Raw genomic sequence first — 22,045 nt, 5'->3', positions numbered from 1 at the left:
CTCCATGAAGTTGGCGGAAGCATCGGATGGAGTGCGGCCGGCGGCAAGTCGCCTATTCGGGCGGCGGCACCGCGCCCGGGCGCGGGTCGATCGGCACGGCGCGATCGAGGCCCGTCAGGCTCTCGAACAGCGCGGCGGCGGCGAGTGCCGTCGCCTCCTGCCGCGGGGGGGCGGCGATCTGCAGCCCGACCGGCCGGCCATACTGGTCCAGCCCGCAGGGGATGGCGACGGCCGGGCAGCCGGCCAGGGTGATGGCGGCGTTCAGCATGGAGGCCGCCATGTAATTCTCGAGCTTCACGCCCGCGACGCTTTCGGGGTGGCGCAGCATCACGTCGAAGGCCGGGGTCGCGGCGCCCGGCGTCACCAGCAGGTCATACTGGCCGAAATGCGCGGCGACGCGGCGGTACCAGGCGGCCCGCTCCCGCTCCGCCCAGGCGAGGCGGGAGGGGGTGGCGGCCAGGCCGCGCTCGGTGTTCCAGATGATGTCCGGCTTGATGAGGTCGCGATGGGTCTGGAGCTGCAATTCGCGGTCCACCACGAAATGCTGGCTGCGCAGCACGAGGAAGGCTTCCTGCAGATCGCCCAGTTCCGGCGCCGCCTCCTCCACCACGCAGCCGGCTTCCGCGAAGCGGCGCACCGCGGCGTCGCACAGCGCTCGCATCTCCCGGTCCACCGGCAGCCTGCCATGGAAATCCGCAGTGTAGCCGATGCGGAAGCGGCGCGGTGCCAGCGAGGCCGCATAGGGCACCGCCGGCGCCTCCCAGGTCAGCGGGTCCGCCAGATCCCAGCCCGCCATGGTGTCGAGGAAGAGCGCCACATCCGCGACGGTCCGCGCCATCGGCCCATGCACGGACAGCGGGGAGAAGAGGTTGTTCGCCGTGCCCCGCGTCACCCGGCCGGGCGAGGGACGGAGCCCCACCACGCCGCAATAGGTGCCGGGGCGGCGGAGGCTGCCTGCATGGTCCGTGCCATGCGCCAGCCAGGCCTCCCCGGTGGCGACGCTGACGGCGCCGCCGCCGGTGCTGCCGCCGCAGGTCAGCGCGGTGTTCCATGGGTTGCGGGTGCGGCCGAACACCTCGTTGAAGGTCGAGCCGCCGGCACCGAATTCCGGCGTGTTGGACTTGCCGAGCACGATGCCGCCGAGCCGCTCGATCCGCTCCACCAGCGGGTGGGAGCGCGCCGGCACATGGTCCTTGAAGATCGGCGAGCCATAGGTGGTGCGGACCCCGGCCACATCCGCCAGGTCCTTGATCGTCACCGGCAGGCCGGCGAGCCAGCCAGGATGCCCGGCATTCTCCGCGCCTTCGCCCGCCATGATCCGCCGTGCATGGTCGCGGGCGCGGTCCAGGCAGAGGGTGGGCAGCGCGTTCACCGCCGGCTCCACCGCGGCGATTCGTGCGGCGGCCGCCTCCACCAGCGCCAATGGCGAGACCTCCTTCCGCTTCAGCCGGGCGACGGCTTCGGTGGCGGTCAGGCGGATCAGCTCCTCGCTCATGCGGCTCCCCTTGGCGTGCGCGTGCAGCCTGCCATATCCCCGCCACGACGTAAGCCCTCGGGCGGCGGCCTTGTCACCGGGCTGCCCGCCCTGTCACATGGGCCGGCCGGAGAAGGAGCTTCAGCATGGATGGCAGCGGCGGTTTCGGACGGTTCGGCAGCGGCCAGAAGGTGCGGCGCATCGAGGACCGGCCGCTGGTGCAAGGCGCCGGGCAGTTCACCGATGATATGAACCTGCCCGGCCAGACCTGGCTGGTCTTCCTCCGCTCCCCCTACGCCCATGCGCGCATCCTCTCCATCGACCCCGCCCCGGCCCTGGCGCTGCCGGGCGTGGTCGCGGTGCTGACCGGGGAGGATGTGGAGGCGGCGGGGCTCAAGCGTCTCGGCATCGCGCTGCCCTTCAAGAAGCCGGATGGCTCCCCGCTCTCCGCCCCGGCACGGCCGATCCTGGCGGTGGGCGAGGTGCGCTTCGCCGGCGAGGCAGTGGCGGCCATCATCGCCGAAAGCCCCGGCATCGCCCGCGACGCGGCGGAGCTGGTGGAGGTGGAGTATGAGGAGCTGCCCGCCGTCACCAATCTGCGCGAGGCCGCCGCACCCGGCGCGCCGCCGGTCTGGGCGGAGGGCAACATCGTCGCCGAGACGCGGTATGGCGACCGGGAGAAGGCGGATGCGGCCTTCGCCGCCGCGGCCCATACCGTCTCGCTCGACCTCGTCAACCAGCGCCTGGCGCCGGTCTCCATGGAGCCACGGGTGGTGCTGGCGGCGCATGATCCGGCGACGGACCGCATCACCATCCGGATGAGCACCCAGATGCCCTCCGGCACGCGGGACCAGCTCACGAAGGAAGTGCTGGACGTGCCGGTGGAGAAGGTGCGCGTCCTGGTCGGCGATGTCGGTGGCGGCTTCGGCATGAAGACCGGCCTCTACCCGGAGGATGCGGTGGTCGCCTTCGCCGCGAAGCAGGTGGGGCGGCCGGTGAAATGGGCCGCCACGCGGATGGAGGATTTCCTCTCCGCCCTGCATGGCCGCGACACGGACAGCCAGGTCTCCATGGCGCTGGACGCGAATGGCAAGGTGACGGCGCTGCGGGTGCGGACGCTGGCGAATATGGGGGGCTATACCCGTGCCTCCGGCGTCGCCATCCAGCTTCTCATCGGCCCCTGGGTCTCCACCAGCATCTACGACATACGCTGCATCGACTTCCAGTTCACCGCGGTGCTGACCAACACCGCGCCCACCGGCCCCTATCGCGGCGCCGGGCGGCCGGAGGCGATCTACATCATCGAGCGGCTGATGGATGCGGCCGCGCGCAAGACGGGCCTCGACCCGGCGGAGCTGCGCCGGCGCAACCAGATCGACCCGGCGCTGATGCCCTACACCAATGCCATGGGCCAGACCTATGACAGCGGCAGGTTCAACCAGGTGATGGAGCAGGGGCTGAAGCTGGCGGATTGGGACGGCTTCGCCGCCCGCGCGGCCGAGAGCGCCAAGCGCGGCAAGCTGCGCGGCCGGGGCATCGCCACCTTCCTCGAATGGACCGGCGGCAACGTGTTCGAGGAGCGCGTCACCGTCGCCGTCAAGGCCGAGGGAGAGATCGAGATCTACGCCACCACCCAGGCCATGGGCCAGGGCATCGCCACCTCCTACGCCCAGCTCGCGGTCGATGTCTTCGGCGTGCCTCTGGAGAAGATCCGCATCGTGCTGGGCGATTCGGATCGCGGCTCTGGCTTCGGCAGCGCCGGCTCGCGCAGCCTGTTCACCGCCGGCTCGGCGGTGAAGGTGGCCTCCGACCGGACGGTGGACAAGGCGAAGGAGTTGGCCTCGGAGGCGCTGGAGGCCTCCGCGGCCGATCTGGAATACGCCGCGGGCCAGGTGCGCGTGGCTGGCACCGATCGGGCGATCGGCATCTTCGACCTGGCGGCGCGGCAGCCGGAGCGGCAGATCTTCATCGACAGCACCAGCAGCGTCTCTGGCCCCACCTGGCCGAATGGCTGCCATATCTGCGAGGTGGAGATCGACCCCGACACCGGCGAACTCGCCATCCCGATCTATGTCTCGGCCAATGATGCCGGGCGGGTGGTGAACCCGCTGATCGTCGAAGGCCAGATCGTCGGCGGCGCCGTGCAGGGGCTGGGCCAGGCGCTGATGGAGGGCGTGATCTATGACAAGGAGACGGGCCAGCCCCTCTCCTCCACCTTCATGGATTACGCCATGCCGCGCGCCGACCTGGTGGAGAATTACGTCACGGCGCTGGACCAGAGCATTCCCTGCCAGACCAACCCGCTCGGTGTGAAGGGGGTGGGCGAGCTGGGCACCATCGGCGCGACGCCTGCTGTGGTGAATGCGGTGGCGGATGCGCTGGCCCGGGCGGATAGGGCGGCGGCGGCGGATGCGCTGCAGATGCCGCTGACCCCACCGAAGATCTGGGCGGCGCTGCAAGGCTGAAGGTACTCGCCCGGCAGTAGCGGAAGCCGCCCCCGGGCCCAGCGTTTCGCCCTGCAAACTCAGGGCGGGGTCCGGGGCCAAGCCTTGGCCCCGGCGGGGGCATGGGGGCAGAGCCCCCATACCGGTCTGCGCTCAGCGCCCGGCCCGCACCAGCTTGCCCGGCAGCGCCCCGGTGTGCTCGCCATTCTCGAACACCGGCACGCCGGAGACGAAGGTGGCCTTGTAGCCGCTCACCTGCTGCACCAGCCGGCGGCCGCCCGCCGGCAGGTCGTACACCACTTCCGGCTTCTGCACGCGCAGGCCGTGGAAGTCGATGACGTTCAGATCCGCCTTCTTGCCCACTTCCAGCGTGCCGCGGTCGTTCAGGCCGAAGAACTTCGCCGTCTCGCTGGTCTGCCGCTTCACCACGAATTCCAGCGGCAGTCGCGGGCCGCGGGTACGGTCGCGCGCCCAGTGGATCAGCATCCAGGTCGGCATGCCGGCATCGAGGATGGAGGAGCAATGCGCGCCGCCATCGGAGAGGCCGAGCAGGGTCACGTCATCCGTCAGCATGCTGCGGGTGACTTCCAGATCCGCGACATTGTAGCCGGTGACTGGGAAGAAGATCAGGTTGGCCGGGTCCTCGGCGATGTAGTCATAGGCCACCTCGTCCGGCGTGCGGCCTTCCCGCTGCGCGATCGCCGCGATGCTCTCGCTCTCCGCCGGCTCGTAATTCGGCGGGTTGCCCAGCTTGAACATGCGGTGCCAGCGGCGGACGATGTGCTGGCGGAACTGGCTCAGCCGGTTCAGCAGCTCCTCGGAGGGCGTGTCGGCCAGCACCTCCGCCCGCACCGCCGGGTCGCGCAGGCGCTGCATGCGCTCGGCGATCGGCAGCTTCAGCAGGCGCTGGTAGCTGGGGCGGATGCTGAAGGGGTTCAGCGCGGTATCGGCGCCCAGCATCACGCCCACCGGCCGGCCCGGCACTTGCGCGGTGACATGGGCGCCGGCGGCGCGGGCGGCGCGGACACCGTCCATCAGCCGCTTCCAGCGCTGGTCATCGGTCGGCCGGTCGGTCAGCAGGAACCAGACCGGGCGGCCCGTCTCCTTGCCAAGCTGCGTCATCCAGGCGAGCTCGCTCTCCTCGATGTCGAAGTCGCTGTTCATGCCGAAGGCGCCGTAGCCCACCTTGCCCAGGGCGCGGCCAATGCCCATCAGCTCCTCGATCTCGGAATAGCGGCTGGGCACCATGCCGCCGGTCGGGGTCTTGTGGCTGTTGGTCCGGCTGGTGGTGAAGCCGAAGGCGCCGGCCTTCATGCCCTCCAGCGTCAGCCGGTGCATCTCGGCGATGTCGTCCGCCGTCGCCCGCTCCAGCTTGATGGCGCGCTCGCCCATCACATAGACGCGGAGGGGATGGTGCGGGATCTGCGCGCCGATATCGATGGTGCGCTGCATACCGTCCAGCGCATCGAGGTAATCGGGGAAGCTCTCCCAATTCCATTTCAGCCCTTCGGCCAGGGCGATGCCGGGAATCTCCTCAATGGACTCCATCAGCCCGATCAGCTCGGCATGGTCCTTGCGGCGCACCGGGGCGAAGCCGACGCCGCAATTGCCGAAGAGGATGGTGGTGACGCCATGCCAGGAGGACGGGGCGAGCATCGAATCCCAGGTCGCCTGGCCGTCATAATGCGTATGCGCATCGACCCAGCCTGGCGTCACGATCAGCCCGCTGGCGTCGATCTCCCGCTTGCCCGGCCCGGCCTTGCCGCCGACCTGGGCGATGCGGTCGCCATCCAGCGCGATGTCGCCGGTGAAGCCCGGCTTGCCCGTGCCGTCGATGATGGTGCCGCCACGGATGACGGTGCTGTGCATGGCCCGTTTCCCTCTTTCTCAGCTTGGCGGTGATTGAAGGCCCGAGGGGGGGGGCTTGGTCAAGCGACCGAACAATCGCGGCGATCGCAACGACCGGGCCGCGCATGCCGTCGCCCGGCCGCGGCCGGGTCTCCGAAGCCCGCGGCCTGCCTGGAGGCCGGGGCGCGTCAGCGGCCCGCCATGGGCCTAAGGCCTGTTAAGGAACGGACCTCGGGTCGGTCGGGCGGGTCTTTGTCGCACTGGGTTTTCGCTCGAGGGGCGTCGGTCGGCTTGCCAAGGCCACCAGCCTTGGCCGCGCCGCCCTCCTGCCCAGCACACAATCCCTCGCCAGCCCTCCGCCTTGCCCAGTCCCCAACAGGCCCTAGCTCAGCGGCACGGCCACGCGGGTGGCGTAGGGAAGGCGCGTCTTCAGCCGCGCATACCAGGCGGCCAGGTTCGGCAGCTCCGGCCGCTCGACCGGCAGGCTGAACCAGCGGTGCAGGAAGCCGCCCATTGCCATGTCGGCGATGCTGCATTCGCCGGCGAGATAGGGCCGGCCCTCGAGCTGTGCATCGACGATGCTCCACAGCCGCGCCGCCGCGTCCCGCGCCTTCGCCACCGCCGCCATGTCGCGCTCCGCCTCCGGCGTGCGGACCAGGGCCCAGAAGATGATCCGCATCGGATCGTTCAGGGAGGCCAGCGTCCAGTCCATCCAGCGCTCGACATCGGCACGGGCCTCCGGCGCCTCCGGGTAGAAGGCATTGCCCCCCGGCTGGGTGCGGCAGAGGTAGCGCAGGATGGCGTGGCTCTCCCACAGCGTATAGCCGTGCGGCATCACCAGGGTGGGCACCGTGGCGTTGGGGTTCATCGCCGCATAGTCGGGGTCCCGGGTGCGGCCGAATTCGCCGCCCGCCTCGATGCGCTCGAAGGGGATGGCCAGCTCGTCCAGCAGCCACAGCACTTTCATGACATTGACGGAATTGGCCCGCCCCCAGACGGTGATCATTCGCGGCGCGCTCATGCCAGCTCTCCCGCGCAATGGGTGACGAAGCCGGGATGCTCGGCCTTCAGCCGCTCATACCAAGCTTCCAGCCGGGCCAGCTCCGGCCGTTCGATGGGCAGGACGAACCAGCGGTGCAGGTAGGGGCCCAGCACGATATCGGCCAGGGTGAAGCCGCCCGTGAGGTACTGCCTGCCCTCGAGCTGGCGGTCCACGATGCCCCAGAGTCCCGCCGCCTCCTTCAGCGCTCCGGCGATGGCGGCCTGGTTCCGCTGCGCTTCCGGCGTGCGGACCAAGCCGAGGAAGAGCACGCCCATCGGGCCGTTGAGGGAGGCGAGCTGCCAGTCCATCCAGCGTTCCACCTCGCCGCGCGCCTTGGGCGCGGTGGGGTGGATGGGGTCGCCCGCGGCTCGCGTGGCCACCAGGTAGCGCAGGATGGAATTGCTCTCCCACAGAGCGTAGCCATCCTCCTCTTCCAAAGTAGGGACCCGGCTGTTCGGATTCATCGCCAGGTAGAAAGGCTCCGTCGTCCGGCCGAATTCGCCGCCGGCATCTATCCGCTCATAGGGAATGGACAGCTCCTCGCAGAGCCAGAGCACCTTCATCACATTGCTCGAACTGGCGCGCCCCCAGATCTTCAGCATGGATTCTCTCCTCTCCCTGATCAGGCGGGCAGCCTATGAGGCGAGGGCCGGGCGGTCCAGTTGCGCCGAGACGCGCCCGGGGCGACATAGGGTGCATGTTCGGCATGACCCGTCTCGCCTTGCTGGCCGCCGCGGCGCCGCTCTTCGCCTGGTCCAGCGAGGGGCTGTTCGGCCTGGCGCCCTGCGAGCTCTGCCTCTGGCAGCGCTGGCCCTACCTCCTCGCGGCGGTGCTGGCGTTTGGCGCCGCGGCGTCTCGCCGGGCGCGCCCGGTGCTGGGGGGGCTGGCGATCCTGGCGGTGCTCGCCTCCGGCGCCATCGGGGCCTTTCATGTCGGGGTGGAGCAGGGCTGGTGGCCCTCGCCCCTGGCGGGTTGCCAGGCGCCGCGCGCCGTGCCCGGCGCCAGCGTGGAGGACATGCTGCGCAACCTGGCGCCGGCGCCGACCAAGCCCTGCGACGCGCCAACCTATCTGGTGCCGGGCCTGCCGGTCTCCATGGCCGCGATGAATGTCCTCTACGCCCTTGGCCTCGCCGCCGCGGCGCTTATCTGGCTGCGCAGGGGAACCCGCATATGAGCACGACACCACGCCGTCTGCCCGGCGACCCGACGCCGCGCGAGCAGGTGGCCCGTACCATCCGCGTGGACCATGCCGGCGAGTACGGCGCCAAGCGAATCTACCAGGGCCAGCTCGCCGTGCTGCGCGGCACGCGGCACGCGGCGCTGATCCGCCACATGCAGGCGCAGGAGCAGGAGCATCTGGACACCTTCTCCCGCCTGATCGCGGAGCGGCGGGTGCGGCCGACCGCGCTGCTGCCCTTCTGGCATGTGGCGGGCTTCGCGCTGGGCGCCGCCACCGCCGCCCTGGGCTACCGCGCCGCCATGGCCTGCACCGTGGCGGTGGAGGAGGCGATCGACGAGCATTACCAGCAGCAGGAAGCCGCGCTGGGCGAGGACGAGACGGCGCTGCGCGCGCATATCGCCCAATTCCGCGCCGAGGAGCTGGAGCACCGCGATATCGGCCTGCAGAACGAGGCCGAGCTGGCGCCCGCCTACCGGCTGCTGAGCGCCGCGATCAAGGCGGGGTGCAAGGTGGCGATCAAGGTGGCCGAGCGGATCTGACCCAGGCGCCGGCCGGTGGGCCTGCGCCACGGCCGCCGCGCCGTGCATGCTTGACCCTGGCCGGGCCATCCTGCCCCACTGGCGCGCAGGTGGCGGCCCCAATTCCGGCGGCGCCGGACCATTGGCTCAGCCGGGGGGAAGCGGGCCTTGATCGAGTTGATGCTCATCCTGTTCGGCGCCGAGGTGGCGCGCCGCAAGGCGGTGCTGCTGGGGCTGGCGGGACTCGGCTGGATGCTGCTGGGCGCCTTCTTCTTCGTGAATGCCTTCACCGAGGATGCCCGCATCCCCGCCCTCTATTTCGCCCTGCCGTTGATGCTGGATGGCGGGCTCTCGCTGGTCGCCGCCTATGGAAGCAAGGGGGCGGGCCGCTCGCTGCGCTACAGCAAGGCCCTGGCCTTCCTGCTGATCGCCGGCCTCATCATCGCCATGCCGCGGGGGGGCGGGATGATCATCGGCTTCCTGGTGGGCAGCTTCCTGGTCGCCGACGCGGTGTGGCGGGCGACCAGCGCCCATCTGGTCCGCTTTCGGCGCTGGCGCCGCACCGTCTGCATCGCCGGCATCGAATTCCTGCTCGGCCTGTGGTCCTTCCTGCCGTGGCCCTCCTATTGGCAAGGGGAGGTGGGATCGGATGTCGGGCTGTTGCTGATGGTCTCCGCCTGGCGGATCTGCGCCCTGGCCTGGCGCTTGGTGCGGCTGCCGCCCGGCGCGCCGATGTCGCGCATTGTGGCGGAGGGGCTGCTGCGTGCCGGTGCCGGGCCGGCAATAGCCCGGGCCACGGCAGAGCAGGGCGGCCTGCCGGGGGAGCACCGGCGCATCCCCGTCACCGTCCATGTCTGGACCCCGACCGGCGAGCTGGCCTCCATCGACCGCAGCATCAGCCGCTACATCGCCGCACGGGACGAGCGCGGCGTCATCTCCACCGGGCATGCGGCGCTGGAGGCAGGGGAGCTTTACATCAGCCACTACCCGGCGGTGGAGATCGAGCGGTCGGGCGCGGATTTCCGCCGCACGCTGCGGGCGACGCAGGACAATGACGTGCCCGGCCGCTTCCTGCCGAGCTATGCCGAGGAAAGCGCCGGCTGGTGCGCCTCCACCCGGCAGGTGACGATCCCGGGCATCGACGCGGCTGCGCTGCACCGTTTCTGGGCGCATTACGGCGCCGATGCCACCTACAACCTGACCAGCCGGAATTGCTCCAGCTCGGTGGCGGCGGCGCTGGATGCAGGGCTGGAGGGCATCTTCGCCCCCTATAGCGGCTCGCCCTATTGCGTGTTGCGGCTGCTGTTCAGCCCGGAGCTGTGGATCGCGGCGCAGCTTCGCGCGACCGCGGGGTCCATGGCCTGGACGCCGGGCATCGTGCTCGATTACGCGCGGGCGTTGTCCTACATCGCCGGCCTGCCTGGCCGGCTCGGTTGGCGGGAGGCGGCGCGCCGCGAATAGCCATGGGCCGGCGGCGCTTGCCGCGCCGCCGGCCCAACGGCGTCAGGGCTGCATATGGCTACCGCCGGAGACCGTCATGTTCTCGCCGGTGATGTAGACCGCGCCGTTCGAGAGCAGGAAGCAGATCAGCGGCGCCACCTCATGCGGCTCGGCGTAGCGGCCCAGCGGGATACGGGCCATGGTCTGGGCGGCGAATTTCTCGCTGCGGATCGTTTCCGTCATCGGCGTCACCACCGTGCCGAAGCCGACCGAGTTGCAGCGGATGCCGTAGCGCGCCCATTCCCGCGCGCCAGTCATTGTCATGCCGAACAGCCCCGCCTTGGCCGCGGAGTAGTTCACCTGGCCGATGGAGCCGCGCTTGCCCGCGGTGGAGGCGATGTTGACCACGGCGCCGGTGGTGCCGATGGGCTGCGGCATGTTCTCCTTGGCGCGCTCGATCATGTGCCGCCCCACCGCCTGCATCATCAGGTAGCAGCCGGTCAGGTTCACATCGATCACCGCCTGCCATTGCTGCATCGTCATCTTGGCGAACATGGCCGGACGGGTGATGCCGGCATTGTTCACCAGCCCATGCACCGCGCCGAAGCGGGAGACCGCCTGGGCGACGCAGGATTCCCCGAAGCCTTCCTCCGCCACATTGCCCTGCACCGCCAGGATGCGCTCCGGGTCCATGGCCGCGGCGGTGGCGGCCAGCGTCTCCGGGTTGCGCTCCACCAGCACCGCATTGCCGCCAAGGCCGAGAACCAATTCCGTGATGGCCTTGCCGATGCCCTGGCCGGCGCCGGTGACGATGATGGTCCGGCCGGTGAGCTCCATCGGGTTCTGCATCGCATTTCCTCCGCGCGATTCACGTTGCCGGCGAAGTCTGCACCGACCCGTGCGGCAGGGCCAGCCACCCCCGTTCCAAGCGCGGGTCGCGGGTGTAGGCTGCGGGCCCGAAGGGAGACCCCGATGGCCCAGCCCCGCGCTGCCGTCTTCGATGCCTATGGCACGCTGCTCGATGTCCATGCCGCCGTCGCGCGGCATGCGGCCCGGCTCGGCCCGGTGGCCGCGCCGCTCTCCGCCCTGTGGCGGAGCAAGCAATTGGAGATGAGCTGGATCCGTTCCGCCGCCGGCGCCTATGAGCCCTTCTGGGCCCTGACCGAAGCCGCGCTGGACCATGCGATGGCGGTGCATGGCGTGGCGGATGCCGCGTTGCGAGCGGATCTCCTCGTCGCCTATCGGGAGCTGGACGCCTACCCGGAGGCCGCGCAGGTTCTCGCCACGCTGCGGAGGAAGGGCATCCCCACTGCCATCCTCTCCAATGGCTCGCCCGAGATGCTGGACTCGGCCGTCTCCGCCGCCGGGCTGGCGCAGCTGCTGGATGCCGTGCTCTCGGTGGATCCGCTGCGGCGCTACAAGCCGGATCCCGGCATCTACGCCCTGGCGGCAGAACATTTCGATCTGCCGCCGGGGGAGGTCGCCTTCATCTCCTCCAACCCCTGGGACGCCTTCGGGGCCTCCTGCTTCGGTTTCCGCATCTTCTGGGTGAACCGCGCCGGCGGCCCGGTGGAATACGGGCTGGACCGCCGCGCCACCATCCTGCGCGACCTTGCCGCCCTGCCCGGGATGCTGGCGTGACCCCTGCCGCCCGGCTCGCCGCCGCCATCGATCTGCTGGCCGCGCTGGAGGTGGAGCCGCGCCGCCCCGCCGATGCCATCGCCAATGATTTCTTCCGGGCCCGTCGCTATATCGGCGGCGGCGACCGCCGGGCGATCAGCGAGCGCGCCTGGGGCGTGGTGCGCCAGCGCCTGCGGCTGGATTGGTGGCTGGCCCGGATCGGCGCCCGGCCCACGCCGCGCTTCCTGGTGGCCGCGCATCTGCTGCTGGTGGAGGGGCTGGAGCTGCCCGCCGTGCTGGCCGCCTTCCCCGGCGGGCAATACGCCGCGCCGCCGCTGAATGCGCCGGAGGAGAAGCTGCTCCGCACCCTGGCCGCCGCTTCGCCCGGCGGCCTGCTGCATCCGGAGATGCCGGAGGGCGTCCGCCTCGACCTGCCGGACTGGGCCTTGCCCGGTTTCACCGCCCGTTTCGGCCCGCGCCTGGCGGAGGAAGCCGCGGCGATGGAGGGAGAGGCGCCGCTCGACCTCCGCGCCAACCTGCTGAAGACGACCCGGGCGGAGGCGGTGGCGGTGCTGGCGGCGGAAGGGATTGAGACCGCCCCGACCGAATTCTCTCCCTGGGGCCTGCGCCTGCCTGCCCGCCGCCCGGTGACCCAGAGCCGCGCCTTCCAGGAGGGGCTGGTGGAGGTGCAGGACGAAGGCAGCCAGCTCATCGCCCTGCTCACCGATGCGCGGCCCGGCATGCGGGTAGTGGATTACTGCGCGGGCGCCGCGGGCAAGACCCTCGCCCTGGCCGCCACCATGGGCAATCGCGGCCGCATCACTGCCTGCGACGTCTCCGCCCCAAGGCTGGAAGGCGCCGCGCGGCGGCTGCGTCGCGCCGGAGTGGACAATGCGGAGCGCCACCTGCTGCAGCAAGGCGACCGCTGGGCCAAGCGCCGTGCGGGGCAATTCGACCGGGTGCTGGTGGATGCGCCCTGCAGCGGCACGGGCACCTGGCGCCGCAATCCGGATGCGCGCCTGCGTACCGGTTCGGCCGACATTGCCGAACTTCGTGTCAAACAAGGTGAAATTCTCTCAACCGCCGCAGAGCTGGTGCGCCCGGGCGGAAGGTTGGTCTACGCTACCTGCTCACTGCTGCCGGAGGAGGATGAGGCGCAGGTGGACGCCTTCCTGCAACGCCGCCCCGATTTTGCCCTGCTGCCCCTGGAGGCTGCCTGGGGCGAGGCGCGCGCGCGGTATCCGGAGCTGGGGCCGCCGCCTGGCGACGGGGACCTCCTGCTCACCTCCCCGGCGCGGCATGGCATGGACGGCTTCTTCGCCGCTGTCCTGCAACGAAGGTCCTGATCGCGGGACCTGGGAGAGAGCGCGCAGCATGATCTGCATCCGCCGTGCCCGCCCTGCCGACGCCGCCGCCATCGGCGCCGTCCATGTCGCGACCTGGCGCAGCACCTATCCGGGCGTTCTGCCGGAGGACTACCTGGCCGGCATGTCGGCCGTGCGCCACGCCGCAGGCTATGAGCAGGCGATCGCCGAGCGCCGCAACGGCCATGCCGTCTTCGTCGCCGTGGCCAGCGGCGCCGATGCGCCGGCGGGCACGCCGGAGGGCGGCTCCGCCGTGGTCGGCTTCGTCTCCGGCGGCCGGGCGCGGCGGCCGGGGCTGGGGCAGGGGGAGGTGGAGACGCTCTACCTGCTGGACGATTATCGGGACCAGGGCACCGGCCGCCGGCTGATGCGGGCCATGGCGGCGCATCTGGCCGCCGTCGGCTGCCGCTCCGTCATGCTCTGGGTGCTGCGGGACAACCCGACCCGCTGGTTCTACCAGCATCTCGGCGGCAAGCCGGTGGCGCGGGAGGTGATCGGCTTCGCCGGGCAGCGGCTGGAGCAGATGGCCTTCCTCTGGGATCCGATCGAGAGCCTCCTGGCCGCGACGGCGCCGGCGCCAGAGGGGTAGCGGCAGGATTGCGACGGGCGGGGGCTCGACGCGGCCCGGGAATGAGGTAGCTTCCTATCCAATAATCCATCTTGGGAGGAAGCGAGCCGATGCGCTTCGCTGTTGCATGCTGCCTGGCCATCCTGCTGGCCCTGCCCGCCCGGGCGGCCTGGCCGGAGCGGCCGGTCACCGCCATCGTCCCCTTTGCCCCGGGGGGCGGCACGGATGGCGTGGCACGGATCCTGGCGGAGCAGCTCGGCCGGGTGTTGGGCCAGCCTGTCATCATCGAGAACCGGGGCGGGGCCAATGGCACCATCGGCGCCCAGGCGGCGGCGCGGGCCCGGCCGGACGGCTACACCATCTTCCTCACCACCGGCACCACCCAGGCGATCAGCCCGGCGCTCTACCGCAGCCTGCCCTATGACCCGCAACGGGATTTCGTGCCGGTGGCCCGGATTGGCCAATTCCCGCTGATGCTGGCGGTGCACCCGGCGGTGCCGGCCACCGACCTGCCCGCCTTCTTGGCGCTGGCGCGGGCGGAGCCGCAGAAGCTTTCCTTCGGCCATTGGTCCGCCATCTACCTGGCCGCCGGCAAGACGCTGCTGCGGCAGATCGGGACGGAGGTGCTGGACGTACCCTACCGTTCCTCCGCCGCCGCCATGACGGATCTGGTGGCCGGGCGGATCGGCTTCGCCATTGTCGATCTGACCATCGGCATGCCGCTCTCCCGCAACGGGGAAGTGCGGGCGCTGGCGGTGACCGGCGCCGCCCGCAGCGCCCTGCTGCCAAGCCTGCCGACGCTGCAGGAGGCGGGGCTTGCCGGCTATGATTTCGCCGCCTGGATGGCGGCCTACGCCCCCACCGGCAGCCCGGCGGAGGCGGTGAACGGGCTCGGCGCCGCGCTCCGGCGGGTGTTGGGCGACCCGGCGCTGGTGGCCCGGCTGGCCGATCTCGGCTTCGAGACCGTTCCGGGCGATGCCGCCGACCTTGCCGCCTTCACCGCGGCGGAGCAGGCCAAGTGGAAGGAGGTCGTGGCCGCCTCCAACATCACCGTGGAATAGGGAAGGGCGGCGCCGGCCGCATGGCAGGCAGTGCTTGCCTTCCGCCCGGCCCTATGGTGCAAGCTGCTCCATGGCCGACCCTACCGCCCAGCGGCATGACCGCATCCTGATCCTCGACTTCGGCAGCCAGGTGACGCAGCTCATCGCGCGGCGCCTGCGGGAGGCCGGGGTCTATTGCGAGATCTGGCCCTACACCGCCAGCAGCGAGCGGATCCGCGAATTCGCCCCGAAGGGCATCATCCTCTCCGGCGGGCCGGCGAGCGTGACGGAGGGGGAGAGCCCACGGGCGCCGCAGGAGGTGTTCGCCTCGGGCCTGCCCATCCTCGGCATCTGCTACGGCCAGCAGACCCTGGCAACTCAGCTCGGCGGCAGGGTGGAAGGGGGGCACCCGGCGGAGTTCGGCCGCGCCTTCATCGACGTGACCGGCGAATGCGCCATCACCCAGGGGCTCTGGGCCAAGGGCGCGCGCGAACAGGTCTGGATGAGCCATGGCGACCGCATCACCGAGCTGCCGCCCGGCTTCCGCGTGGTGGCGAGCAGCGAGGGCGCGCCTTTCGCCCTGATCGCCGACGACAAGCGGCATTATTACGGCACCATGTTCCATCCGGAGGTGGTGCACACGCCGCATGGCGGGGCGCTGTTGCAGAATTTCACCAAGCTGGTCTGCGGCTGTTCCGGCGATTGGACCATGGGCGCCTTCCGCCAGGAGGAGATCGCCCGCATCCGCGCCAAGGTGGGGAAGGGGAGGGTGATCTGCGGCCTTTCGGGCGGCGTCGATTCCTCCGTCGCGGCGGTGCTGATCCATGAGGCGATCGGCGACCAGCTCACCTGCATCTATGTCGATCATGGACTGATGCGGGCCGGCGAGAGCGAGCAGGTGGTCCGCACCTTCCGGGACCGGTTCAACATCCAGCTCGTCCACCGCGACGCCTCGGAGCTTTTCCTCGGCCAGCTCTCCGGCGTGACCGATCCGGAGCAGAAGCGGAAGATCATCGGCCGGCTCTTCATCGAGGTGTTCGAGGAGGAGCAGGCGAAGCTCGGCGGCGCGGACTTCCTGGCGCAGGGCACGCTCTACCCGGATGTGATCGAGAGCGTCTCCGCCACCGGCGGGCCGAGCGTGACCATCAAGAGCCACCACAATGTCGGCGGCCTGCCGGCCCATATGCGCATGCAGCTGGTGGAGCCGCTGCGCGAGCTGTTCAAGGACGAGGTGCGGGCGCTGGGCCGGGAGCTCGGCATCCCGGAGGAGATCGTCGGCCGGCATCCCTTCCCGGGACCAGGTCTTGCCATCCGCATCCCGGGCGAGGTGACGCGGGAGAAGGCCGACCTGCTGCGCAAGGTGGACAGCATCTACCTGGAGGAGATCCGCGCCGCCGGCCTCTATGACGCCATCTGGCAGGCCTTCGCCGTGCTGCTGCCGGTGCGCACCGTTGGCGTGATGGGCGATGGCCGCACCTATGACCAGGCCTGCGCCCTTCGCGCCGTCACCAGCACGGACGGGATGACGGCGGATGTCTATCCCTTCGACATGGGCTTCCTGGCGCGCGTCGCCAACCGCATCGTCAACGAGGTGCGGGGCATCAACCGGGTGACCTACGACATCACCAGCAAGCCGCCGGGCACTATCGAGTGGGAGTGAGAGCCGAAGCGGCGACGATGGCGTAGCCTCGGCCGTGCAATCGGGCCGCAGGGGCCATCATCGAAGCTGTCCCATCTCCGCTGGGCCGGTGGTCTCCAGCGGCCTGAACCGCCCGGGCATGCGCCAGGCTGTGTCGCCGTCGGTCACTCGGCCCAGGGGGCAAGGTTCCTGCCCGCCATCCGCGGGCGGCTCGCCATGGACCATGCCGGAGGAGAGGTAGGGGGAGCGCCGCGCGGCCCGCAAGGCGGAGATGGCGCCGCCGACCTTCGCCTCCGCAATCCGCTCCGGCGCCTCGCGCTCGCGCGCCGTGCCGGCGGTGATGATGGCGGCGTGGATCACCGCCCAGGCGGTCGCGAGGGCGAAGGCGGTGTCCGGCGCCGCGTCCGTGCCGAGATCCCCCTGCACCATGGTCCAGCGGCCCGGCCGCCCGGCGAATTCCCGCGCAGTGCGGGGCGGCAGGGGCAGGGCGTCGAAGCCAACCACCTTCCCCGCCCACGCCAGCAGCGCATCCAGCAGGCTCAGCCCGACGCAGCCGGCAGCGCCGGTGGCGAGGATGGCCGTGCTGCGCTCAGGCCGCCCGCAGATGCTCCTGCAGCCGCGGCATCAGCTCCACCAGGTTGCAGGGGCGGAAACGGGCATCGAGCTGGTGGACGAGGATGTCGTCCCAGGCATCCTTGCAGGCGCCGGTGGAGCCAGGCAGGGCGAAGAGGTAGGTTCCGCCCGCGACGCCGCCCAGCGCCCGGGACTGCATGGTGGAGGTGCCGATCTTCCGGTAGCTCAGCATGCGGAAGAGCTCGCCGAAGCCCTCGATCTTCTTCTCCAGCACACGCTCGAAGGCCTCCGGCGTCACATCCCGGCCGGTGATGCCGGTGCCGCCGGTGGTGATGCCGCAATCGATGGCCGGGTCGGCGATCCAGCGCCGCAGCACCGCCTCGATCGCGTCCGCCTCATCCTTCACGATCTCCCGCGCGACGCAGCGATGGCCGGCGGCCTCGATCCGCTCCTGCAGGGTCTGGCCGGAGCGGTCGGAGGCGAGGTCGCGGGTGTCCGAGACGGTCAGGACGGCGATGTTGACCGGGACGAAGAGGCGGCTTTCGTCGATGGGCATGGCGGGGCTCCGTGGCGGGTTCCTTCGATAATGGGGAGGCGAGGGCCCGCCGCGAAGCCCCGGCCTGCGCCGGGCGGCCTATCGCGGCCCGTTCCGCCGCGCCCAGTCGGCATCCACATCGCTGAATTGCTGCGCGGGGCTGTTGTCGCAGGGCATCTGGGTCAGGGTCGCCGGGGTCGGCAGGGTGAAGCCGACGCCGGTCCGCCGTGGCGGCCGGCCCGGCGCTGCGTGCAGGCAGAGGCCGGAATGGTCGCTGCGGAAGGTGACCGTGGAGGTGCCGGTCATCGTCCATTTCTCGTTCGGCGCGCCGAGGCAGGGGTAGAGGATGATCCAGGCCCCCGGCGCGGTCTGGGCGCCGGAGATGTTCAGGCATTTGCCGCTCTCGGCATGCAGGATGCGGTGGCTGGCGGGGTCGTAGGACCACAGCTCGTAGCGTGGCTCCACCGGGCAGCCCTGGCTCACGCGCAGCAGGAAATTATGGCAGTCGGCGAAGGTAAGCTGCACGTCGATGGCCGCGCCCGCCGGGGCGACCAGCGGCGAATCGAGGTTCACCGCATAGAGGGCGCGCCGGCGCGCCAGCACTTCCGGCGGCACCGCGGGGAATTCGCCGGTGACATTGCCTTCCGGCGGCACGGCCGTGATGGCGGCCAGGATCTGCGCCCGCACCGGCTGGATGCTGGCATCCCAGCACTGGTTCACCCGCTGCACCCAGCGCCAGACACTGGCCCCGGTGCAGCTCTGGCCCGGCAGGCAGTCGAAATTGCACCGGGAATGCACGCCGATCAGCCGCCATTCCAGCCGTCGCTGCGGGGAGAGGGGGTTGTCCCAATCCTCGATCAGGGTGGGGCCGCCGCTGTCGCCGCCGGCGATGGTGGCGCCGGCGCCGCCGAAGAAGGAATACTCGGTCGCCGTCACCCCGGTGATGGCGAATTCCACCGAGCGGTACTGGCCGTCGCTGGTGGTCGGCATGGGCGTGGCGCCCTGCATGAAGGCCAGGGTGTTGATGCCGCGGCCGAAGGCGGTGGCGGCGGCGTTGGATTGCGGCCGCGCCTCCTCCAGCTTGCGCGGCGGCACGTCCGCCCGGCCGAAATCATGCAGCCCGACCTGCAGGATGGCGATGTCGCTCGGCGTGCTGACCAGGTTCGGGTTCGGCTGGACGCAGGAGCTTGGCGTGCCATAGGCGATGACCTGCCGGGCCTGAACGGTCTTGACGCCGTTGTTCCAGCCGGTCGCCGGGTGGTTGCGCGGCCAGTTGGCGGTGAGCTGGATCTGGTTGGCGGCGAAGAGGGGGCAATTGACGGCCCGCGAATAGACGCAATGCGCCGCGGTGATGGCCCAGTAGTCGTTCAGCATGGAGGCGCTGCAGGTGCCTTCCGGCGTGGTCAGGGTCAGCAGCCCCTGGGCCTCGCGGGTGGCGGCGTCCACCTCGGCGCCGGGGGCGACCAGAGGCTGCTGCACCGTGCCGGTATTCTCCGGCGGCTGGGCGGCGGCCGGGCCGGGCGCGGCAAGGCCGGCCAGGAGGGGGAGCAGGAGAAGGGGGCGCCAGGCGCCTGCACGCGTCATCGCACGCTTCCTCCACGGAAATTGCAGGCGGAGCCTGCAGCATGGCCCCGGCTGAGCAATGTATCGTATATCACATACCACAACGCCGCCGTGGGTTATGACCCGGCGCGATGCTTTTCGACCAAAGCCTCTGCGCGCGCTGTCTGGAGCGGGGTCGTGCCGGCGGGACACCGCCCCGGCCTGCTGGCCGGCCATGTCCCTCCGAATCGTCCGAGGATGGCACTTGGCCTGACGCCGCCGGCCGTCCCGGTCCCAACGGCCCGTGGGCATCCTTCCCCGGCCACCATGACTCGGGTCCGGTGGGCAGCCTGTCCGTGCGGTTCCCCGCAGCTCCGGCGCATGGGCCGGGCAGGGCGCTACCGCGCCGCCCGCGCCCGCCGCAGCATCGCCACCACCTCCTCCGGCGGGCTGAACCGCGGAAAGCTGCCGGCGGCGAGCTGATCCAGGCTCGGCGCCGGCAGGCCGAGGCGGGAGGCGTAGATCCAGCTATAGGCCAGCACTCGCTGCACGAAGCCGCGGGTCTCCTCCACCGGCAGGCTCTCGATGAAGAGGAAGGGATCGTCCCGGTGGCCGCTGGCCGGGAGCCATTTGGCCAGATTGCCCGGGCCCGCATTATAGGCCGCCAGCATGCGGATGAGGTTGCCCGCCACCCCTTCCATCCGCACCAGATGATGGACGTAGCGCTGGCCGAGATCGAGCGAGAAGGCCGGGTCGTGCAGCCGCTGGATGCTTGGCCCCTGCAGGGAGGGATCGCCGGCGACGAAGCTCGCCGTGGCCGGCATCATCTGCATGATGCCGCGCGCCCCGGCGGGGGAGATGGCATCGGGGTCGAAGCGGCTCTCCTGCAGGGCCAGGGCGTAGAGCAGCGCCGGGTCGATGCGGAACCCGCCTTCCGGCTGCAGCTTCGGCAGGGGGAAGCGGGCGAAGTCGCGCGGCCGTCCGTCCTGCCCCTGGCTGGCGGTGGCGAGCTGGGAGGTGAGGCGGGTGAGGCCGGCCTGGCTGGCGACCGCCAGCATGGAGCGCGCCAGGCCCGGATTGCCGCGGGCGCGGCCCCAGAGCAGGCGCAGCTCCGCCTCCGCCCGCGCGGTCTGGCCGATCTGCAGCAGGGCCAGGGCGCGCCAGCCGCCGGCGGTCTCCGCCACCAGGGTGGCCTCCGCCTCGCCGGCCAGCTCGCCCTCCCAGGCGAAGGTGGTGGCGAGGCCGAGGGAGCGGCGTGCCACCAGCCCGTAGAAGGTCCGCGGCTCCTGCGCCGCCTGGGTCATCCAGGGGACGTAGAGCTGCGGCTGGCGGGCCCGGACGGCGGCGCGGGCGGTCCAGAAGGCGGCGGCGGAGCGGAGGGCAGGCGCCGCCGGCTCGCTGCGTGCCGCGCGCTCGAAATAGGGCAGCGCCATGTCCCAGTGGCCGAGGCCCCAGGCGGCGAGGCCGGCGGCGAAGGCGGCGGTGCCATTCTCCGGCGCCTGGCGCAGCGTCTCAGCCGCCAGGCGCAGCGCCTCGGCATCGCGGCCGGCGCGGAACAGGCCGCTGGCCAGCTCGGCGCGGAGCTGGGCGGCATAGGCCGGCGTCATGCCGCGGGTGCGGGCGATCAGGGCCAGGGCGGACTCCGTGTTGCCCTCCCGCGCCTTGTCGCGCACGGCGCGGTCCAGCGCCGGGTTGCGCTGCAGGGTGGCGGCCTGGGGCTCGCGCTCCTCGGGCGTCTCCGCGTCCGGGGAGAGGGCATCGGCATCCGGCGGCGGGGCAGGCAGGGCGGCGCCGCGCGGCAATAGCCTGGCCAGCAGCGCATGCATGGCCGGGGCATCTGGCAGATCCGCATGGGCAGCGAGCCAGGCCTGCAGCTCGGCGGCCGAGGGGGCCATGCCCGGGCGCAGCCAGCGATCGGCCAGCACATGGCCGATCAGGCGCCGGTCCTCCAGCCGCTCCGTCTCCCGCTGGGCGGCGGCGAGGTCGCCGCGGGCCTGGAAGGCGAAGATGCGGCGCAGCCGCCCCGCCTCGAGCGGGGAGAGCACCTGCGGCAGGCTGCTCACCGCCCCTCTGGCCGGCGCGGGGCGCGGCAGGCTGAACGCGATCTGGCCGCTGGGGCCGGGAGGGGAAGCCCTTTGCGCCAGGGCAGGGGAAAGGCCCACCGCCACCAGCGCCGCGCCCCCCAGGACCCTGGCAAGCAGGGGGCGAGGAGTGCTGCGGGCCATGGGGCAGGTCGCTCGCATGGCCCGCCTCCGTTACCGGCCGCGTCATCATCTGGCAACCGAAAATTGCGTGGCCAGGGCTGCGGCGGCAGAACTGCCGCGGCGCTGCGCAAATCACCATCTCCATAGGCCAGGGCGCGGGTAAACAAACTGTGCGGACTGGGCCTATTCGCCAGCTTTCCTGCTGCGCGGCGACAGCAGAGTCCCCACCGCGACCGGTTTCCCACCGCACCGGGCGGCATGCCACGGGTGTAGCGGTGGAGAGAGGCGGGGAAGTGCCTGCCTCTGCCAAATCATTACTTATTCATGTTTATCTGGTGATGCCATGCGGGCGGGGCTGCCCGCCGGCCCGGCCGTCAGCCTTCCCCGGCCAGGCGTTGCCGCAACCGCAACAGGTCGGACCAGGCATCGCGCTTCGCGCCGGGGGTCCGCAGCAGATAGGCCGGGTGCAGGGTGGCCAGGGCGGGCCTGGTCTCGCCCTCCGGCAGCGCCACCTCGTGCCAGCGGCCGCGCAGCCGGGTGATCCCCTCGCGGGAGCGCAGCAGTCCCTTGGCCGCGACGCCGCCCAGCAGCACCAGGTGGCGCGGCCGCGCCAGGGCGATGTGCCGCAGCACGAAGGGCAGGAAGAGCAGGATCTCGGCATCCGTTGGGGTGCGGTTGCCGGGCGGGCGGAAGGGCAGGATGTTGGTGATGTAGAAATTCCGCTCCCGGCTCAGCCCGATGCTGGCCAGCATCCGGTCCAGCAGCCGGCCGGAGGCGCCGACGAAGGGCCGGCCCAGCCGGTCCTCATCCGCCCCCGGCGCCTCGCCGATGAACATCAGCCCGCTCTCCGCCACGCCATCGGCGAAGACCAGATTGGTCGCGGTCTCCCTGAGCGGGCTGCCCTCGAACCGGGCCATCGCCTCGCGCAGCGCCGGCAGGCTGTCCGCCGCGGCGGCCAGCGCCGCGGCCTGCTGCGCCGCCACCGGCTGCACGGCGGGGACGCCGCCGGCGGCC

Annotated in this window: 19 protein-coding genes; 9 read left to right on the top strand and 10 right to left on the bottom strand. The window is 71.3% G+C overall.

Annotation, left to right across the window (positions count from 1 at the left end; genetic code table 11):
- Positions 1-52 precede the first annotated feature (52 nt).
- Positions 53-1,495, bottom strand: a complete 1,443-nt coding sequence (locus NJ376_RS23180) for an amidase (RefSeq protein ID WP_252955658.1) — start codon at positions 1,493-1,495, stop codon at positions 53-55.
- A 125-nt stretch (positions 1,496-1,620) separates the two neighbouring features.
- Between NJ376_RS23180 and NJ376_RS23175 the strand changes: the two genes are divergently transcribed.
- Entirely contained in the window at positions 1,621-3,939 is a 2,319-nt protein-coding gene (locus tag NJ376_RS23175; protein ID WP_252955657.1) for a xanthine dehydrogenase family protein molybdopterin-binding subunit, read from the top strand.
- 132 nt (positions 3,940-4,071) lie between these two features.
- On the opposite strand, the gene NJ376_RS23170 is transcribed toward NJ376_RS23175, so the two are convergent.
- The 3 genes from NJ376_RS23170 to NJ376_RS23160 form a co-directional block, all read right to left on the bottom strand.
- Positions 4,072-5,787 carry an N-acyl-D-amino-acid deacylase family protein gene (locus NJ376_RS23170; RefSeq protein WP_252955656.1) on the bottom strand — a complete coding sequence of 572 codons (1,716 nt, stop codon included), beginning with the start codon at positions 5,785-5,787 and terminating at the stop codon, positions 4,072-4,074.
- A gap of 361 nt (positions 5,788-6,148) precedes the next feature.
- Positions 6,149-6,787: a glutathione S-transferase family protein gene (locus NJ376_RS23165; protein WP_252955655.1), complete on the bottom strand. Its 639-nt coding sequence runs from the start codon at positions 6,785-6,787 to the stop codon at positions 6,149-6,151.
- On the bottom strand, positions 6,784-7,410 hold the full coding sequence (locus NJ376_RS23160) for a glutathione S-transferase family protein (RefSeq protein WP_252955654.1): 627 nt from the start codon (positions 7,408-7,410) through the stop codon (positions 6,784-6,786). Before NJ376_RS23160 ends, NJ376_RS23165 begins: the two co-directional genes overlap by 4 nt.
- Positions 7,411-7,514: 104 nt before the next feature.
- Here NJ376_RS23160 and NJ376_RS23155 point away from each other — a divergent pair, with 104 nt between their 5' ends.
- The 3 genes from NJ376_RS23155 (at position 7,515) to NJ376_RS23145 (ending at position 9,967) form a co-directional block, all read left to right on the top strand.
- Positions 7,515-7,982: a disulfide bond formation protein B gene (locus tag NJ376_RS23155; protein WP_370288562.1), complete on the top strand. Its 468-nt coding sequence runs from the start codon at positions 7,515-7,517 to the stop codon at positions 7,980-7,982.
- Entirely contained in the window at positions 7,979-8,527 is a 549-nt protein-coding gene (locus NJ376_RS23150; protein ID WP_252955652.1) for a demethoxyubiquinone hydroxylase family protein, read from the top strand. Before NJ376_RS23155 ends, NJ376_RS23150 begins: the two co-directional genes overlap by 4 nt.
- 147 nt (positions 8,528-8,674) lie before the next feature.
- Positions 8,675-9,967 (top strand): protease, encoded by a 1,293-nt coding sequence (locus NJ376_RS23145; protein ID WP_252955651.1) that lies wholly within the window; start codon positions 8,675-8,677, stop codon positions 9,965-9,967.
- 42 nt (positions 9,968-10,009) lie between these two features.
- On the opposite strand, the gene NJ376_RS23140 is transcribed toward NJ376_RS23145, so the two are convergent.
- Positions 10,010-10,795 (bottom strand): SDR family NAD(P)-dependent oxidoreductase, encoded by a 786-nt coding sequence (locus tag NJ376_RS23140; protein WP_252955650.1) that lies wholly within the window; start codon positions 10,793-10,795, stop codon positions 10,010-10,012.
- Positions 10,796-10,918: 123 nt separating this feature from the next.
- Here NJ376_RS23140 and NJ376_RS23135 point away from each other — a divergent pair, with 123 nt between their 5' ends.
- The 5 genes from NJ376_RS23135 (at position 10,919) to guaA (ending at position 16,198) form a co-directional block, all read left to right on the top strand.
- Positions 10,919-11,587 carry a haloacid dehalogenase type II gene (locus NJ376_RS23135; RefSeq protein ID WP_252955649.1) on the top strand — a complete coding sequence of 223 codons (669 nt, stop codon included), beginning with the start codon at positions 10,919-10,921 and terminating at the stop codon, positions 11,585-11,587.
- Positions 11,584-12,912, top strand: coding sequence for an RsmB/NOP family class I SAM-dependent RNA methyltransferase (locus NJ376_RS23130; RefSeq protein WP_252955648.1), 1,329 nt, complete (start codon positions 11,584-11,586; stop codon positions 12,910-12,912). The genes NJ376_RS23135 and NJ376_RS23130 overlap by 4 nt, the downstream gene beginning before the upstream one ends.
- Before the next feature lie 28 nt (positions 12,913-12,940).
- On the top strand, positions 12,941-13,519 hold the full coding sequence (locus NJ376_RS23125) for a GNAT family N-acetyltransferase (protein WP_252955647.1): 579 nt from the start codon (positions 12,941-12,943) through the stop codon (positions 13,517-13,519).
- Positions 13,520-13,608: 89 nt separating this feature from the next.
- Entirely contained in the window at positions 13,609-14,559 is a 951-nt protein-coding gene (locus NJ376_RS23120; RefSeq protein WP_252955646.1) for a Bug family tripartite tricarboxylate transporter substrate binding protein, read from the top strand.
- Between the two features lie 70 nt (positions 14,560-14,629).
- On the top strand, positions 14,630-16,198 hold the full coding sequence (gene guaA / locus NJ376_RS23115) for a glutamine-hydrolyzing GMP synthase (RefSeq protein WP_252955645.1): 1,569 nt from the start codon (positions 14,630-14,632) through the stop codon (positions 16,196-16,198).
- A gap of 57 nt (positions 16,199-16,255) precedes the next feature.
- Here guaA and NJ376_RS23110 read toward each other — a convergent pair whose 3' ends face one another.
- The 5 genes from NJ376_RS23110 to NJ376_RS23090 all read right to left on the bottom strand — a co-directional run.
- Positions 16,256-16,753 (bottom strand): NAD-dependent epimerase/dehydratase family protein, encoded by a 498-nt coding sequence (locus NJ376_RS23110; RefSeq protein WP_370288564.1) that lies wholly within the window; start codon positions 16,751-16,753, stop codon positions 16,256-16,258.
- Positions 16,754-16,766: 13 nt separating this feature from the next.
- On the bottom strand, positions 16,767-17,306 hold the full coding sequence (gene moaB, locus NJ376_RS23105; protein WP_252955644.1) for a molybdenum cofactor biosynthesis protein B: 540 nt from the start codon (positions 17,304-17,306) through the stop codon (positions 16,767-16,769).
- Between the two features lie 78 nt (positions 17,307-17,384).
- Positions 17,385-18,869, bottom strand: a complete 1,485-nt coding sequence (locus NJ376_RS23100; RefSeq protein ID WP_252955643.1) for an RICIN domain-containing protein — start codon at positions 18,867-18,869, stop codon at positions 17,385-17,387.
- 356 nt (positions 18,870-19,225) lie between these two features.
- Positions 19,226-20,890, bottom strand: coding sequence for a transglycosylase SLT domain-containing protein (locus NJ376_RS23095; RefSeq protein WP_252955642.1), 1,665 nt, complete (start codon positions 20,888-20,890; stop codon positions 19,226-19,228).
- Positions 20,891-21,405: 515 nt separating this feature from the next.
- The coding region (locus tag NJ376_RS23090; RefSeq protein WP_252955641.1) for a uracil-DNA glycosylase at positions 21,406-22,045 on the bottom strand (640 nt) is incomplete at its 5' end.

It is taken from the genome of Siccirubricoccus soli, from assembly GCF_024178315.1.
Taxonomy (GTDB): domain Bacteria; phylum Pseudomonadota; class Alphaproteobacteria; order Acetobacterales; family Acetobacteraceae; genus Siccirubricoccus; species Siccirubricoccus soli.
This window is presented reverse-complemented; position numbering and strand designations above follow the sequence as displayed.

What these genes read in the sequence shown, in the direction of transcription:
- NJ376_RS23180 (WP_252955658.1), bottom strand. Translation starts at nt 1,495, where the DNA reads ATGAGCGAGGAGCTGATCCGCCTGACCGCCACCGAAGCCGTCGCCCGG.
- NJ376_RS23175 (WP_252955657.1), top strand. Translation starts at nt 1,621, where the DNA reads ATGGATGGCAGCGGCGGTTTCGGACGGTTCGGCAGCGGCCAGAAGGTG.
- NJ376_RS23170 (WP_252955656.1), bottom strand. Translation starts at nt 5,787, where the DNA reads ATGCACAGCACCGTCATCCGTGGCGGCACCATCATCGACGGCACGGGC.
- NJ376_RS23165 (WP_252955655.1), bottom strand. Translation starts at nt 6,787, where the DNA reads ATGAGCGCGCCGCGAATGATCACCGTCTGGGGGCGGGCCAATTCCGTC.
- NJ376_RS23160 (WP_252955654.1), bottom strand. Translation starts at nt 7,410, where the DNA reads ATGCTGAAGATCTGGGGGCGCGCCAGTTCGAGCAATGTGATGAAGGTG.
- NJ376_RS23155 (WP_370288562.1), top strand. Translation starts at nt 7,515, where the DNA reads ATGACCCGTCTCGCCTTGCTGGCCGCCGCGGCGCCGCTCTTCGCCTGG.
- NJ376_RS23150 (WP_252955652.1), top strand. Translation starts at nt 7,979, where the DNA reads ATGAGCACGACACCACGCCGTCTGCCCGGCGACCCGACGCCGCGCGAG.
- NJ376_RS23140 (WP_252955650.1), bottom strand. Translation starts at nt 10,795, where the DNA reads ATGCAGAACCCGATGGAGCTCACCGGCCGGACCATCATCGTCACCGGC.
- NJ376_RS23135 (WP_252955649.1), top strand. Translation starts at nt 10,919, where the DNA reads ATGGCCCAGCCCCGCGCTGCCGTCTTCGATGCCTATGGCACGCTGCTC.
- NJ376_RS23125 (WP_252955647.1), top strand. Translation starts at nt 12,941, where the DNA reads ATGATCTGCATCCGCCGTGCCCGCCCTGCCGACGCCGCCGCCATCGGC.
- NJ376_RS23120 (WP_252955646.1), top strand. Translation starts at nt 13,609, where the DNA reads ATGCGCTTCGCTGTTGCATGCTGCCTGGCCATCCTGCTGGCCCTGCCC.
- guaA (WP_252955645.1), top strand. Translation starts at nt 14,630, where the DNA reads ATGGCCGACCCTACCGCCCAGCGGCATGACCGCATCCTGATCCTCGAC.
- moaB (WP_252955644.1), bottom strand. Translation starts at nt 17,306, where the DNA reads ATGCCCATCGACGAAAGCCGCCTCTTCGTCCCGGTCAACATCGCCGTC.
- NJ376_RS23100 (WP_252955643.1), bottom strand. Translation starts at nt 18,869, where the DNA reads ATGACGCGTGCAGGCGCCTGGCGCCCCCTTCTCCTGCTCCCCCTCCTG.